Source organism: Reinekea sp. (assembly GCF_982785585.1).
Genome location: NZ_CEYAVF010000018.1, coordinates 1 through 14,050 on the forward strand (window position 1 = coordinate 1; position 14,050 = coordinate 14,050).

Consider the following 14,050-nt stretch of genomic DNA (forward strand, 5'->3'; position numbering starts at 1 on the left):
ACTGAGATGCTCAGTTGGCTCAATAAAAACCGTCAACATATATTAGGACGGGTCACATTAGCGCTTCAGGTGCCGCTTCAGCGACGCCATCAAGAGTCACTCCGGCGTCTCGTGCGTGCGCGTCTGGGTGAGCAAATGTTCGATAAAGAGGTCTAATGTGTCGACAAAAAGATTGGTCTGATGCACGGCCACCAGGCTGTGTTCGACCATTGGATTGTCGAAGCGAATGCGTTTGGCCATGCCCGAGAGCGCTTGCTGAATGCCAACCGAACTGGCATAGCTGACAAACCAATCCTGTTGCGTCATCCAAAACAGAGTTCGCTCAAAGCGTGGCGACCAGGTCAGTTCGTCGAAACGCTGTAATTGGTGATACGCGTTCTCGGCAAAGGCTGGTAGGGCCAAGGCGTGGTAGCGCGCCCAGTGCTGGGCCAGGTGATGATCCAACATCATGTCGATAACAATCGGCGTGGTCTTGCGAAATACCGGCCGTAGCTCGATCCGCAAGGGCTCCAAGAGCGGGTGATGATCGGTAGTCTTATCGATCCATTGGTGCCGATCGAAGTGCTGCAAAAACCCCGCTGAGCAAGTCGATGGCTCTGGACGCCTGGCAAAGTCGGGCCACAGGCTGCCAGCCAGCGCGGCGGGAGTGTCGTCGGAAAACAAGCAATGGCCTAAAAAGTTCATCGTAGGTGCAAGATCATCGTAACGAGAGCGAACAGCCAGTATAATGCTTCGATATTGAAATAAGGGGAAAAACAGTGACAGAATTGAAAAACGACCGGTTTCTACGCGCGCTGATGCGTCAACCCGTTGACCGCACGCCGGTCTGGATGATGCGCCAGGCCGGACGTTACTTGCCCGAATACCGTGCCACTCGGGCCCAAGCCGGAGATTTTCTCAGCCTGTGTAAAAATGCTCAGCTGGCCTGTGATGTCACCCTGCAGCCCTTAGAGCGTTATCCGCTCGACGCGGCGATCCTCTTTTCCGACATTCTCACGGTGCCGGACGCCATGGGCTTGGGACTCTATTTCGAAGCGGGCGAGGGGCCGAAATTCCGGCAGACCATCCGCAGTGAGAAAGATCTGGCCTTGCTCTCGACGCCGAAGATGGACGATGAACTCGGCTATGTTATGAACGCCGTGCGCACCATTCGCCACGAACTCAACGGTCGCGCGCCGCTGATCGGCTTTACCGGCAGCCCCTGGACCCTAGCGACCTATATGATCGAGGGCGGTGGCAGCAAAGACTTCCGCCATTGCAAGGCGATGGCCTATAGCCAGCCCGAGGTGCTGCACGAACTGTTACGGCAACTGGCGCTGGTGGTCACCGACTATCTTAACGCGCAGATCGAAGCGGGTGCCCAGGTGGTGCAAATTTTTGACTCATGGGGCGGCGCGCTCGGCCATAAGGCCTATGAAGAGTTTTCGCTCGACTACATGAAACAGATCATCTCTGGCCTTAAGCGTGAACATCAGGGCCGCAAGGTTCCGGTGATCCTTTTTACCAAGGGCGGTGGCCAATGGCTCGATGTGATGGCCGACAGTGGTGCCGATGCCCTCGGACTGGATTGGACCACCTCCTTGAGCACGGCGCGCGCTCAGGTCGGTGATCGGGTCGCCTTGCAGGGCAATATGGATCCGAGCGTGCTCTATGCCAGCCCAGATCGTATCCGCGCTGAAGTGGATCGGATTCTGGCTGAATATGGCAGCGGCAACGGTCATATCTTTAATCTTGGCCACGGTATCCATCAGTTTGTTGACCCAGCCCATGCCGGCGCCTTCGTCGAGGCGGTGGTCGAACTCTCGCCCAAGTACCACCGCTAGGGTGGTCAGGCCCTGGGCCCCTTTTGCCGCAGCAGTCGGTAGCGGGCCCAGATACGCCTAAATGCAGCCAAATGCTCCTGCACCGCATTGTCATCTGCGGACGAAATTGCGACACTAGCCGCTTGAGCTCGAACTCACCCAGTTAATTGATTGATTTAAAACAGGTTCTTTGCATGTCTGACCAAAGCCCCGATTACCTCGAAACCATGTCGCTGAGCAACTTCACCGAAAAGGCTTACCTGGATTATTCCATGTACGTCATTCTGGACCGTGCCTTGCCACACGTCGGTGATGGTCTGAAACCGGTTCAGCGGCGCATCATCTATGCCATGAGCGAACTCGGGCTTAAGTACACGGCCAAATACAAGAAATCAGCGCGTACGGTCGGCGACGTCTTGGGTAAGTATCACCCGCACGGTGACAGTGCCTGTTATGAAGCCATGGTCTTGATGGCACAACCCTTTTCTTACCGTTATCCGCTGGTTGACGGCCAGGGTAATTGGGGTTCACCCGACGATCCGAAATCCTTTGCCGCGATGCGGTACACCGAGTCTCGACTGCACAAACATGCCCAACTGCTTCTAGAAGAGCTGGGTCAGGGTACCGTGAATTGGACGCCCAACTTCGATGGCACCATGGACGAGCCGGTGGTGCTGCCAGCCCGCTTGCCGCACGTCTTGCTCAACGGTACCACCGGTATCGCGGTCGGCATGGCGACCGATATTCCGCCGCACAACCTGCGCGAAATTGCCTCCGCCTGTGTACATCTGATCGATCAACCGGACGCCTCGGTCGCCGACCTGATGATGCACATCAAGGGTCCTGATTTCCCGACCGGTGCCGAGCTGATTACGCCGCGCGATGAAGTGCAAAAGCTCTACGAAAGTGGCCGGGGTACCTTGCGGCTGCGCTCCAAATATATGATGGACGGCACCGATATTATTATCACCGAGCTGCCGCACCAGGTTTCGGGCTCGAAGATACTCGAACAGATCGCCGCGCAGATGCAGGCTAAAAAATTGCCGATGGTGGCCGATCTACGCGATGAGTCGGATCATGAAAATCCAACCCGACTGGTGATCGAACCGCGCAGTAATAGAATCGATGTTGAGGCACTTATGCAACATCTGTTTGCCAGTACCGATCTGGAAAAAACCATCCGCGTCAATCTCAATATGATTGGCATTAACGGTCGGCCGCAGGTTAAATCCTTACGCGGTATTCTCAGTGAATGGTTGGAATTCCGAACCGATACGGTGCGCCGTCGCCTGCAGCATCGGCTCGATAAGCTGCTCGCCCGCTTGCATATTCTCGACGGTATGCTCATTGCCTATCTCAATATCGATGAAGTGATCGCCATTATTCGCACCGAAGAGAAGCCGAAAGAAGTCTTTATGTCGCGCTTTGGTTTAAGCGATATTCAAGCCGAGGCGATCCTCGAGATTAAGCTCCGTCAATTGGCCAAGCTGGAAGAAATTAAGATCCGGGCCGAGCAAGATGAATTGGCTATGGAACGAGACAAACTGGTGAAGATTCTCGGATCCGCGGCCCGCATGCGGACTCTGATCAAGAAAGAAATTCTCGCCGACGCCGAAACCTTCGGCGACGAGCGGCGCACTGTCTTGATCAAGCGTCAGGACGCCGCGGCCTTTAGTGAAATGGACATACTGCCCAATGAAGCAGTGACCGTGGTGCTGTCTGAACGCGGTTGGTTGCGCACCGGCAAAGGGCACGAGCTGGATCCCCTGGGGCTAAGTTATAAGGCCGGTGATGCCTTTGCCTTGCTTGCGCTGGGAAAGAGTAACCAAACCACCGTATTACTCGATTCGACCGGTCGCTCCTACGCGCTGCAAACCCACCTCTTGCCGTCGGCGCGAGGCCAGGGAGAACCCTTAACGACCAAGGTGAACCCACCACCGGGCGCGCAAATGAAGGGTCTGTTGTTGGGTAATCCGGACGATCAATACTTGCTCAGTTCCGATGCCGGCTATGGTTTTATTGCCCGCATGGCGGATATGATCAGCAAAAACAAGGCCGGCAAAGCCCTGTTGAACCTGCCAACTGGGGCGGAGGTGCTGGCCCCGGTGCCGGTCAAACAACTGGCCACCGACTATCTGGCCTCGGTCACTAACGAAGGCCGCATGCTGGTCTTTCCGGTCCGAGACCTGCCCGAGCTGGCCAAAGGCAAGGGCAATAAGATTATTAATGTGCCCTCGACCCGAGCGGCACTGCGCGAGGAGTTGATGATCGGTGCCGTGGTGCTGGGCGCGAGCGACACCTTGGTGATCTATGCCGGCAAGCGCAAATTGAAACTGCGCAGTGGCGATCTTGAACATTATCTGGGTGAACGCGGCCGTCGGGGCAATAAGCTGCCGCGTGGCTTCCAAAACGTCACCGCGATCGAAATCGAATAGCACAGCGCGAACGGGTCCGCCTGCCTGAGGTGGCACGGGCTTTTCTCATACGGCTCATGTCAATGCCTTAGCGGTTGGGTTCTATGCCATCTATCGGCCTGCTGAACGCTTCGCTACAGTCAATCATGCCGTTCCAGGTGCCGAGCTGAGCGGCCCTTTACCAATTAGGCGCAAAGCTCGTCGGCAACCGCCCTTGAGCGATGTTACACTGGCGGCAAAATCAACCCAAAGACCGAAACATGACCGAAACGCTGAGAATTGCTACCCGAAAAAGTCCCTTGGCCTTGTGGCAGGCCGAATTCGTCAAAGCTGAACTGCTCAAATACCATCCCGATCTGGTGGTGGAGTTGGTACTGATCAGCACCAAGGGCGACAAGATATTGGATGTCGCCCTGTCCAAGGTCGGCGGTAAAGGCCTCTTCGTGAAAGAATTGGAAGTTGCCATCACCGAAGGGCGGGCCGATATTGCCGTGCACTCCATGAAAGACGTGACCATGCATCTGCCGGACGGCTTCGAGCTGCCGATTATCTGCGCGCGGGAACAGCCTTTCGATGCCTTTGTCAGTAACGACTTTAAACATCTCGATGACCTGCCATTGGGGGCCGTTGTCGGCACTTCGAGCCTGCGTCGTCAGGCACAATTATTGGCTCGACGGCCGGACCTGCAGATCAATTTTTTACGCGGTAACGTTGGTACCCGATTGGCCAAGCTCGATGCCGGTGAGTACCAGGCGATTCTATTGGCCAGTGCCGGTCTTATTCGCTTGGACCTAATGCAGCGCATTCGCCACCATATCGATGCCGATTGGCTGCTACCGGCCGTCGGCCAGGGCGCCGTCGGCATCGAAACGCGCGCGCAAGATCATCGCGTGATAAAGCTGCTAGCGCCCCTGCACCATGCCCCGACGGCCTTGAGAGTGCGCGCCGAACGCGCCATGAACCGTAAACTCAATGGCGGCTGTGAGGTGCCAATCGCCGGCTACGCGACCTTGGGCAAGCACAGCATGCACCTAGAAGGTCGGGTCGGCTCGGTCGATGGCGTGACCCTGTTAAAAGCCTCGGCAGAGATCCCTTTGGTGGGCAGCGACGAGGAACAAATGCTGGCGGGCGAGCAGCTCGGTGTCGATATTGCCGACCAGTTGCTGGCCCAGGGCGCGGCGACGATTCTGGCCGCGCTCTAACATGCGGTTGTTGGTGCCCAAGGCAACGGCCGACCAGGCGCGCTGGCAGTCCATTGTCGAGCAGGCACCCGGATCGCTCCAGTTTGTCGATCCGTGGCGTCTGACGCCCTTGCCTGAGACGCCGAGCCAGAAGCATACTTGGTTGAATCTCGACCGCTATCAGGCCGTGCTTTGTGTCAGTGCCCAGGCGGCTCAGGCTCTGGTGCAGGCCATAGATACCTATTGGCCTCAGGCGCCGGCCGAAGTTAGCTGGTTGTGTAATGGTCCCCAGACGGCATCTGTGCTGCGCTCGGCCGGTTTAACGGCGACCCATCCGGAACGAGGCTATACTGCCGAAGACGTGCTCAGGCTGGACGTTTGCCAAGTGAAAAACGATGACAATTGGCTTATTGTCAAGGGTGTGGGCGGTCGGTTAATCTACGCCGATACCTTGACCCAACGCGGCGCTCGAGTCGACAGTATCGACGTGTATCAACGCGGGCTAATTCCGGAAGCATTGACAAAATTGGTTCAACTGGCCCCGCAGCACGATGCGATCTGGGTCAGCTCAGAGTATTTTGGCCAGCAATTATTGGCCTCTGCACCGACCTTCTGGCACGCATGGCCCGGCCAATGGTGGCTGTCATCGCCGCGTTTGGTGCAGTGGGCCCAGCGCGAAGGCTTGCAAACGATAGTGCCAGGCCAGGGTGCTACACCGGAAGCGCTTTATCAGTTAATGATGTCCGTTGCGCAGCGCAACGCCGTTCCTAAACACAGGTGAGTTATGACTGAGCACGAACAGGATAAATTGCAGACGCCGAGCCCCGCAAAGGCTGCAGATACAACCAGGGCGCCAACGCAGGACTCTTCAGGCGAGAAGGCGAGCGTCGGTGGCGCAAAAAATACCGGCCAAAGCGCTCAGCCGGCTGGGGCTGAAAAAGCGAGTAAAGCAGGCGGCTCCGTAGCCGGCAAGGCCGAGCATCCGGCCCGCAGACCCGCACTGCGCCGGCTAGCGTGGTTGCTGCTCGTGACGGCGGTTGTTGCTGCCGTGGCCGCCGCCGGCTTCAGCTTTTGGCAAATAAATCAGCGTGCCATAGCGGCCTTTGGGCTGCAACAGCAGTCCCTGGAAACCCGCCTCGAAGAAAGCCAGCGGCAGATCGCACAACTGCAGGTCGGCAACCAGGAATCCAGTGCGGCTTGGCAGCAGGCCGTGAGTAAGTTGGAAACCCTGGTGATCGATTCGGCTCAGCGCCTGAATCGGGTTGCCAATCGCAATGAAAATCGCTGGCCGTTGGAGGAAGCCCTGACTCTAACCCGCTTGGCCCAGCAGCGCTTGCAGCTGGATGCATCGGCCCTGGTCGCAACCGGTCTATTGCGTTCGGCGGACGAGATTCTATCGACCCTAGACCAGGCGGCGGTGTTGCCATTACGTCGTCAATTGGCGATCGATCTGCTGGCCCTGGACTCGGTTGCGTCGGCCGATGTGAATGGTCTCTACTTTGCGCTCGATGCCCTTGCGGGCCAAATTAAAGCACTCAGTTGGGTGCCCAAACCCAGTCTGCCAAAGGCTTTACCTGTCAATGACACACCCCTGACCGGTTTCTGGCACAGTCTCAAACAGATTGTGGTGATCCAGCGGCTTGATGTTCCGATGCAAGCCCCAGCCCTGATGAACGACTTTGAACGCTGGCGTCAGCATCAGCTGCTGCTCATCGATCAGAGTCAGTTAGCGCTGCTGGCCCGGAATCAGGATCTGTTCGATGTTGCCCTGAGTCAAACGCGGGACGTCTTGGCGCAAATGGCCAGCCAATTCCCGACCGAGGTTTGGCAGCAGCAATTGACCGCTATGCAAACGGCGGTGTTGAATCCGCAATGGCCTGATCTCCAGGGCAGTCGCGCGGCCATCGAAATGTATCTGTCGGAACAGACTGCACCCGTTGTGGAGGTCACCCAATGACTCGACTGATGGGGTGGGTTGTGGTCTTGGCCATACTGCTGTTGCTGGGCGGTGCGCTGGCGCAGATGATGATCGCAGACGCCGGGGTGATTATGGTCGCTTGGCACGGTTGGTTGATCGAAACCACCTTTTGGAGCGGTCTGGCGTTGATCATCAGTCTGCTGATTGCGCTCCTTGGACTGGTGGCCCTATGGCGCAAACTGGGGCCCACGCGAATGCTCAGTCGCTATCGATTGCGGCGCGATCAGAAGGCCGCTAAGAAGGAAACCGCCATTGCCATCACCAGCTGGCTCGATGGCGACGATGATCGCGCCTTGACCGCCTTGCAACGCGTCGCCAATGCCGGCGGCTCCGACCGGTTGCCGCAGGCCATCGCCTTGGCCATTGGCCTGACACAGGGCGAGTGGCCCGAGCGCTATGCCGCCTTTGTCGCCAATGACCCGGAATTAAAGCTTTTTGCCCAGACCTTGCAGGCCGAACGCTGCTGGCAGGCCAAGGACTACGGAGCCTTTGTTACCTTATTACAGGCGCATTCGGATCTGGCTCAGGTATCTTGGTTGCGGGAACGTTTTTGGCAAGCCCTCTACGAGCAGGCGCACTATGCCGCGCTGCTGACCGGTGTCAATGAGGCGGCGCACATCCAACCACAACTTCGCGAACACTGGTTGATCAAGACGGTAACCGCGGCGCTGCAGCAAGCCCAGGGCGATGAAACCGCACTGGTGACAATTTTAAAGCCGTTGGCCAAAGCCCAGCGAAACCTGCCGGATATCTTGGTCGCCGAGATCCGCTATTTGGCCTCGATTGGTCAGCATGCCAATGCTTTTAAACGGGCGAAAAACCTGTTGGAACGACCCGGCCAGAGTGAGCACAGCGCCCTGCTGATCGACTTGCAGATTGCCAATCTGGACAAGCTGAGCTGGCTCGAGAATCATACCCCAGTGACCTGCGGACCGATTTTTTGCCGTACCCTAGGCCTGGTAAACTTGCAGCAACAGCTCTGGGGTAGTGCACAAAGTTGGTTGGAGCAGGGTTGGCAACAACAGGATCGCCAGTCTGGTTTGAAATTGGCCGAGCTCTTTGAGCAGCGCAATATGACCGACCAGGCCCAACGCATCTATAAACAGCTGGCCCAGCGCCCGCACACCAATCCCTAGGCGGACCGATGGCTGAAGAACTGCTCACCAACACCGGCGCCGATCGGCGCAGCCGTTATCAGCAATTGCTGGCGCAGCTGCAAGCCTTGACGGCGGGCGAGCCCAATAGGGTCGCTAATCTGGCCAATGTTGCGGCCGCGTTACGCCAGACCTTTGGTTTTTTCTGGGTCGGCTTCTATCTGGTCGATGGCGATGAATTGGTCTTGGGGCCGTTCCAAGGCGACATCGCTTGTACCCGAATTGGCCTTGGTCGGGGGGTCTGCGGCGTTGCCTGGCAAACCGGCGAGGCCCAGTGGGTACCGGATGTCGATGCCTTTCCCGGCCATATTGCCTGCAGCAGTGCGTCGCGCTCCGAAGTGGTCGTGCCGCTGATTAAAGATCGGGTTGTGATCGGCGTATTGGATGTCGACAGCGACCGCTTGGACGACTTTAGCCAGAGCGATGTGGAGGGTTTGACCGCGCTCTGTGCTTGGCTGGTGACTTTGTTGTAACACCGATGTTACATATGGTGTTGAGATCCTGCCGCCCCGTCCTTGAACAATAATAGTCCATTTTCCGGCCCCTTAAGCGCCTAACCCTTGGCTTTTTTGACCCAGTTAACACTCTCCCAGTTCACCCCTTTGTAATATGGTCAGGCTAATGTTGAGCTTTGTTACATTAGGTTGCTCTTGGAGACGTTACTCCATAGACGCTTCGGACTAGAGTAACGCTGTCTGAATCATCCAGACTGCACATCAAACCGGCGGTGCGTGTCACCGGCTCGATAGGGTAAGTAGCAGCGCGGGATAGACCAAGCAATTCTAAAATCAGATTTTAATCTGTTGACAACAACAACAAAGAAGGGCGTAAAAGATGTTTAAAAAGACACTACTAGCGTTAGCCTTAGGTGGCACTATCGTATCGGCAGCTCAGGCTGGCGAAGTTGAAGTTCTGCATTGGTGGACTTCCGGTGGCGAAGCAAAATCAATAGCCGTTTTGAAAGAAATGGTCCAAGACGCAGGTCATACCTGGGTTGACTCCGCCATCGCCGGTGGCGGTGGTGATAGCGCAATGACCGTATTGCGTTCGCGTGCCGTGTCGGGCAATCCTCCGGGTTCCGCTCAAATCAAGGGTCCTGCCATTCAAGAATGGGGCGATCTGGGCTTTCTGGCCGATTTGACTGACGTTGCCAAAGCCAACAACTGGGATGGTGTGTTGCCGCCAGTCGTTTCTGACGTTATGAAGCACAACGGTGTTTACGTTGCCGCGCCTGTGAACGTTCACCGTGTGAACTGGATGTGGGCCAACAAAAAAGTCTTTGATGACAATGGCCTGACACCGCCAACCAGCATGAAAGAATTATGGGCTGTATCCGCCAAGCTTGAAAAAGCCGGCATTATCCCAATCGCTCATGGTGGTCAGCCATGGCAGGATTTAACGACCTTTGAAGACATTGTCTTATCTGTTGGTGGTGCTGATTTCTTTAACAAAGCATTCGTAAACTTGGATATGGCCGCCATTCAAAGCAAGACCATGATTGAGTCGTTTGAAGAGTTCCGTAAGGTTAAAGCCTATACCGACAAAGGCGCGCCAGGACGTGATTGGAACGTGGCCACCAGTATGGTAATCAAGGGCGAGGCCGCCATGCAGTTTATGGGCGACTGGGCTAAGGGTGAATTCTCTGCAGCCGGCAAGGTCCCAGGCAAAGATTACTACTGCTTGCCATTCCCAGGTACTGAGGGTGAATACACCTTCAACATCGACTCGTTGGTGATGTTTGAGCAACGTGATGCCGAAAACCAAAAAGCGCAAATGAAAATGGCTGAATTGGTTCTGTCACCTAAGTTCCAAGACGTTTTCAACATGAACAAGGGTTCTATCCCAGTTCGTCTTGATCAAGACATGAGCGGATTCGACAGCTGTGCGCAGGCATCTATGGATACCTTCAAAGCAACGTCTAAATCTGGCAAAGGTCTGGTCCCGTCTATGGCCCACGGTATGGCAACCTACCCAGCGGTTTCCGGTGCAATGGGTGACGTCGTGACTAACTTCTTCAACTCAGACATGAGCGCTGATGACGCAGTTGTTAAGTTGGCTAATGCCATCAAAGCAAGCATGTAAGCTGCTACCGAAGTGTCCCGGCTTTTAGGGACACTTTACTCTGGAACGAGGGTTCGCCTCGTTCCGTATTCAGAACTTTACCGACCCTCTGTCATGTCTAAACAATTCAGTTAGGCGTTTGGACGGTGGCCGTTCCTGATAAGCAGGCACTATACTGACGGCAGTTCACCGATGACAACGCACTGAGTGCTGATTCGGACCTTCAACGACAATCAACAAAACGGAAATCGCATGTCTCAATCCAAACGACCCAAAGGCATAGATTATTGGCTGCCCAAGCTGGTGCTCTCGCCCACCGTAGCGGTAACCATAGTCTTTATTTATGGCTTTATTATCTGGACAACCATACTGTCCTTCACCAAGTCGCGTATGTTACCGAGCTATGACTTTGCCGGTTTCTCACAATACGTCAAATTATTTCAAAACGAACGATGGATGGTTGCACTGACCAACCTAGCCTTGTTCGGAATTCTCTTTATCGCTATCTGTATGATAGTCGGTTTGGTCTTTGCCATCCTGCTCGATCAAAATATTCGTGCTGAGGGTGCCCTACGCACCATCTACCTATACCCCATGGCATTGTCCTTTATTGTCACCGGTACCATCTGGAAGTGGATTTTAAACCCTTCGGTGGGCATCGAAAAATTTATGCGCGATGCGGGGTGGGAAACGTTCAGCTTCGACTGGATAGTCGACTCAGATATGGCCATCTACACCGTGGTGATAGCCGGTGTCTGGCAGTCCAGTGGTTTCGTTATGGCGATTTTCTTGGCCGGCCTGCGCGGCATCGATACCTCTATTATCAAAGCCGCCCAACTCGACGGCGCGAACCTCTTTTCGGTCTATACCCGGATTATTATTCCGTCCATGCGGCCGGTATTTTTCTCAGCTTTTATTATGTTGTCCCATATCGCGATAAAGAGTTTTGACCTGGTAATGGCCCTAACGGGCGGTGGACCCGGTACCGCGACGGATGTGCCGGCGATCTTTATGTACCAAATATCCTTTCAACGCTCCCAGCTCGGGGTGGGTGCCGCATCGGCGGTCATTATGTTGATGGGCGTGGCGGCCATACTGATTCCGTACCTGTACTCTGAGTTAAGGACGAAAGAACAATGAATAAAGTAAAAGACGCCCGTTATAAAGATATTACCGCACGCAGTATTCTCTATGCCGTGCTGGTTATCGTCGCCCTTTATTATTTGGCCCCGCTGTTCTTGATGATCCTAACGTCGTTTCGCAGCATGGACGAAATCCGGGTCGGCCAACTGATCGAATGGCCCAAGAGTTTCTCCTTTGACGCCTGGCATGCGGCTTGGAATCAGGTGCAGATCGGTGCGCGCGATGAATTGGGTTTGCAGCCCTATTTTATGAATTCGATCCGCATGGTGATCCCATCGGTGTTGTTGTCGACGCTCTTTGGTGCCCTAAACGGCTATGTGATCAGCTTCTGGAAATTTCGCGGCAGTGAATTGTTTTTTGCCCTGTTGCTGGCCGGGTGCTTCTTGCCGTTCCAGGCCATTCTGTTACCGCACTCGATTGTCCTGGGTAAGATGGGCTTAAGCGGCTCTACCACCGGCCTGGTGTTTACCCACGTTGTATACGGGGTCGCCTTTACAACCCTGTTTTTTCGCAACTACTACGTCAACTTACCGGGTGAGCTTATTAAGGCCGCCAAGCTTGATGGTGCCGGTTTTTGGATGATTTTTTATCGGATTATCTTGCCTATTTCAACACCCATCTTGGTGGTGTCGATTATTTGGCAATTCACCCAAATCTGGAACGACTTCCTCTTTGGCGTGGTTTTTTCCGATCCCAGTTCGCAACCCATTACCGTGGGCTTAAACAATATGGTCAACTCAACCACAGGTGACAAACGTTACAATATCGATATGGCGGGTGCCATCATCGCTGCCTTGCCGACCATCTTTGTCTATGTTGTTGCTGGTAAATATTTTGTTCGCGGCCTCACCGCCGGTTCAGTGAAAGGTTAATTAGGAGTTCGATTTATGGCTGGTTTAACGATTCAAAATGTCCAAAAAAGCTTTGGTCAGACTCACATTCTTAAAGGCATTAACCTTGTTATCCCGGATGGCGAGTTTGTCATCCTAGTAGGACCATCCGGTTGCGGTAAGTCGACCTTACTCAACTGTATCGCTGGACTGGAAGAAGTCAGCAGCGGTGAAATCTTGATGGGCGACATCGACATGACCTATGCCGCCCCGAAAGATCGTGATATTGCTATGGTGTTTCAAAGCTACGCGCTCTACCCGAATATGAACGTGCGCAAAAACATCTCCTTCGGTCTTGAAATTCGTAAGATGCCCAAAGTCGAGATTGAAGAGATCGTGCAGAAGGTTGCCAAGTTGTTGCAGATTACCGATTTGCTCGAACGGAAGCCGTCCCAGCTCTCCGGCGGTCAGCGCCAGCGTGTTGCGATGGGTCGGTCTTTGGCTCGTCAACCTCAGGTGTTCCTATTCGACGAACCGCTGTCGAACCTGGATGCCAAATTGCGCGTCGAGATGCGCACCGAGATTAAGAAGCTGCACCACCGTTTAGGTACCACCATTGTGTACGTGACCCACGATCAGATTGAGGCGATGACACTGGCCGACCGTATCGCCATTATGAAAGGTGGCGAGGTGCAACAGTTCGGTACGCCGCAAGAAGTGTATGACGAACCGGCCAATATCTTTGTCGCCGGCTTTATGGGTTCGCCCTCCATGAACTTTATCCGCTGTGAAGTGGGTCAAGAGGGCGAGCAGTGTCATGTTGTGGTCACTTCCGAAGGTCACCGCTACAAGTTGCCATCGCCACCGTCGCAGGCCAACTTGGCCAAGTACGTCGGCAAAGAAGTTATCCTGGGTATTCGCCCAGAGCAGCTGACCCATGTTATGCCGCACGTTGAGAGCAATGCCTTCGTCACCAAGGTGGCGATAAAGGTCGAGGTAACCGAACCCACCGGCGCCGATACCCTAGTGCTCACTCGAATCAATGACGAAGAATGCGAATGCCGTGTCCACCCAGCAGAGGCCAAGCGTCCCGGCGAAATGATGGATGTTTTGTTTAATATGGAGAAGGCGGTCTTCTTTGACTCGGTCACCGAAGCCCGAATTCTGTAATCCTGGGTTGTTGAGGGAATGCCGGCCTGTAGAGCGATGAGTCGGTCAGCGTAAGCTGAGCCCTAGTCCTGTTTACGTCTGTTGTAGGCTTTTATACGCGGCTTTGCCGCGTTTTTTTATGTCTGGATAAAAGCGCTTACGGACTCGGCAAAGGCGCTATTTATTAACTAGACTGATAGCAGCCTGGCCATCCGTTATACGCTCCAGCTCAACCCCGTGAATGAATGGTCAATTTGAATTATTTTGACAGTCTGGCGATACCTGCCGTATCGCATGACCCATTGGCAGGCAATGCATTATCTGACCAGTGGTACTGA

Annotated in this window: 12 protein-coding genes; 11 read left to right on the forward strand and 1 reads right to left on the reverse strand. The window is 54.8% G+C overall.

Annotation, left to right across the window (positions count from 1 at the left end):
* Positions 1 to 96: 96 nt before the first annotated feature.
* Complete coding sequence (locus AC4FIC_RS08665) at positions 97 to 684, reverse strand: acyl carrier protein phosphodiesterase (RefSeq protein ID WP_100256057.1); 588 nt, start codon at positions 682 to 684, stop codon at positions 97 to 99.
* Between the two features lie 74 nt (positions 685 to 758).
* On the opposite strand from AC4FIC_RS08665, the gene hemE reads away from it, so the two are divergent.
* The 11 genes from hemE to AC4FIC_RS08720 all read left to right on the forward strand — a co-directional run bounded on the left by hemE (position 759) and on the right by AC4FIC_RS08720 (position 13,733).
* Positions 759 to 1,823, forward strand: a complete 1,065-nt coding sequence (gene hemE, locus AC4FIC_RS08670; protein ID WP_100256058.1) for a uroporphyrinogen decarboxylase — start codon at positions 759 to 761, stop codon at positions 1,821 to 1,823.
* A 173-nt stretch (positions 1,824 to 1,996) separates the two neighbouring features.
* Positions 1,997 to 4,237, forward strand: a complete 2,241-nt coding sequence (gene parC, locus AC4FIC_RS08675; protein ID WP_100256059.1) for a DNA topoisomerase IV subunit A — start codon at positions 1,997 to 1,999, stop codon at positions 4,235 to 4,237.
* A 239-nt stretch (positions 4,238 to 4,476) separates the two neighbouring features.
* Positions 4,477 to 5,418: a hydroxymethylbilane synthase gene (gene hemC, locus AC4FIC_RS08680; RefSeq protein ID WP_100258676.1), complete on the forward strand. Its 942-nt coding sequence runs from the start codon at positions 4,477 to 4,479 to the stop codon at positions 5,416 to 5,418.
* A 1-nt stretch (position 5,419) separates the two neighbouring features.
* The gene (locus AC4FIC_RS08685; protein ID WP_100256060.1) at positions 5,420 to 6,178 is read left to right on the forward strand and encodes a uroporphyrinogen-III synthase; all 759 of its coding nucleotides are present in this window, start codon (positions 5,420 to 5,422) and stop codon (positions 6,176 to 6,178) included.
* A 3-nt stretch (positions 6,179 to 6,181) separates the two neighbouring features.
* Positions 6,182 to 7,354 (forward strand): uroporphyrinogen-III C-methyltransferase, encoded by a 1,173-nt coding sequence (locus tag AC4FIC_RS08690; RefSeq protein WP_273284424.1) that lies wholly within the window; start codon positions 6,182 to 6,184, stop codon positions 7,352 to 7,354.
* Positions 7,351 to 8,511, forward strand: a complete 1,161-nt coding sequence (locus tag AC4FIC_RS08695; RefSeq protein WP_287418455.1) for a heme biosynthesis protein HemY — start codon at positions 7,351 to 7,353, stop codon at positions 8,509 to 8,511. Before AC4FIC_RS08690 ends, AC4FIC_RS08695 begins: the two co-directional genes overlap by 4 nt.
* 8 nt (positions 8,512 to 8,519) lie before the next feature.
* The gene (locus AC4FIC_RS08700) at positions 8,520 to 9,002 is read left to right on the forward strand and encodes a GAF domain-containing protein (RefSeq protein ID WP_100256063.1); all 483 of its coding nucleotides are present in this window, start codon (positions 8,520 to 8,522) and stop codon (positions 9,000 to 9,002) included.
* A gap of 361 nt (positions 9,003 to 9,363) precedes the next feature.
* Positions 9,364 to 10,611 (forward strand): ABC transporter substrate-binding protein, encoded by a 1,248-nt coding sequence (locus AC4FIC_RS08705; RefSeq protein ID WP_100256064.1) that lies wholly within the window; start codon positions 9,364 to 9,366, stop codon positions 10,609 to 10,611.
* 231 nt (positions 10,612 to 10,842) lie between these two features.
* Positions 10,843 to 11,730: a carbohydrate ABC transporter permease gene (locus AC4FIC_RS08710; protein WP_100256065.1), complete on the forward strand. Its 888-nt coding sequence runs from the start codon at positions 10,843 to 10,845 to the stop codon at positions 11,728 to 11,730.
* Positions 11,727 to 12,605: a carbohydrate ABC transporter permease gene (locus tag AC4FIC_RS08715; protein WP_100256066.1), complete on the forward strand. Its 879-nt coding sequence runs from the start codon at positions 11,727 to 11,729 to the stop codon at positions 12,603 to 12,605. The genes AC4FIC_RS08710 and AC4FIC_RS08715 overlap by 4 nt, the downstream gene beginning before the upstream one ends.
* A 15-nt stretch (positions 12,606 to 12,620) precedes the next feature.
* Entirely contained in the window at positions 12,621 to 13,733 is a 1,113-nt protein-coding gene (locus AC4FIC_RS08720; RefSeq protein ID WP_100256067.1) for an ABC transporter ATP-binding protein, read from the forward strand.
* The last annotated feature ends 317 nt before the right edge of the window (positions 13,734 to 14,050 follow it).

Bases quoted from the DNA above. Each gene is read 5' to 3' on its own strand.
- AC4FIC_RS08665 (WP_100256057.1), bottom strand. From the start codon at position 684: ATGAACTTTTTAGGCCATTGCTTGTTTTCCGACGACACTCCCGCCGCG.
- parC (WP_100256059.1), top strand. From the start codon at position 1,997: ATGTCTGACCAAAGCCCCGATTACCTCGAAACCATGTCGCTGAGCAAC.
- hemC (WP_100258676.1), top strand. From the start codon at position 4,477: ATGACCGAAACGCTGAGAATTGCTACCCGAAAAAGTCCCTTGGCCTTG.
- AC4FIC_RS08685 (WP_100256060.1), top strand. From the start codon at position 5,420: ATGCGGTTGTTGGTGCCCAAGGCAACGGCCGACCAGGCGCGCTGGCAG.
- AC4FIC_RS08690 (WP_273284424.1), top strand. From the start codon at position 6,182: ATGACTGAGCACGAACAGGATAAATTGCAGACGCCGAGCCCCGCAAAG.
- AC4FIC_RS08695 (WP_287418455.1), top strand. From the start codon at position 7,351: ATGACTCGACTGATGGGGTGGGTTGTGGTCTTGGCCATACTGCTGTTG.
- AC4FIC_RS08700 (WP_100256063.1), top strand. From the start codon at position 8,520: ATGGCTGAAGAACTGCTCACCAACACCGGCGCCGATCGGCGCAGCCGT.
- AC4FIC_RS08705 (WP_100256064.1), top strand. From the start codon at position 9,364: ATGTTTAAAAAGACACTACTAGCGTTAGCCTTAGGTGGCACTATCGTA.
- AC4FIC_RS08710 (WP_100256065.1), top strand. From the start codon at position 10,843: ATGTCTCAATCCAAACGACCCAAAGGCATAGATTATTGGCTGCCCAAG.
- AC4FIC_RS08715 (WP_100256066.1), top strand. From the start codon at position 11,727: ATGAATAAAGTAAAAGACGCCCGTTATAAAGATATTACCGCACGCAGT.
- AC4FIC_RS08720 (WP_100256067.1), top strand. From the start codon at position 12,621: ATGGCTGGTTTAACGATTCAAAATGTCCAAAAAAGCTTTGGTCAGACT.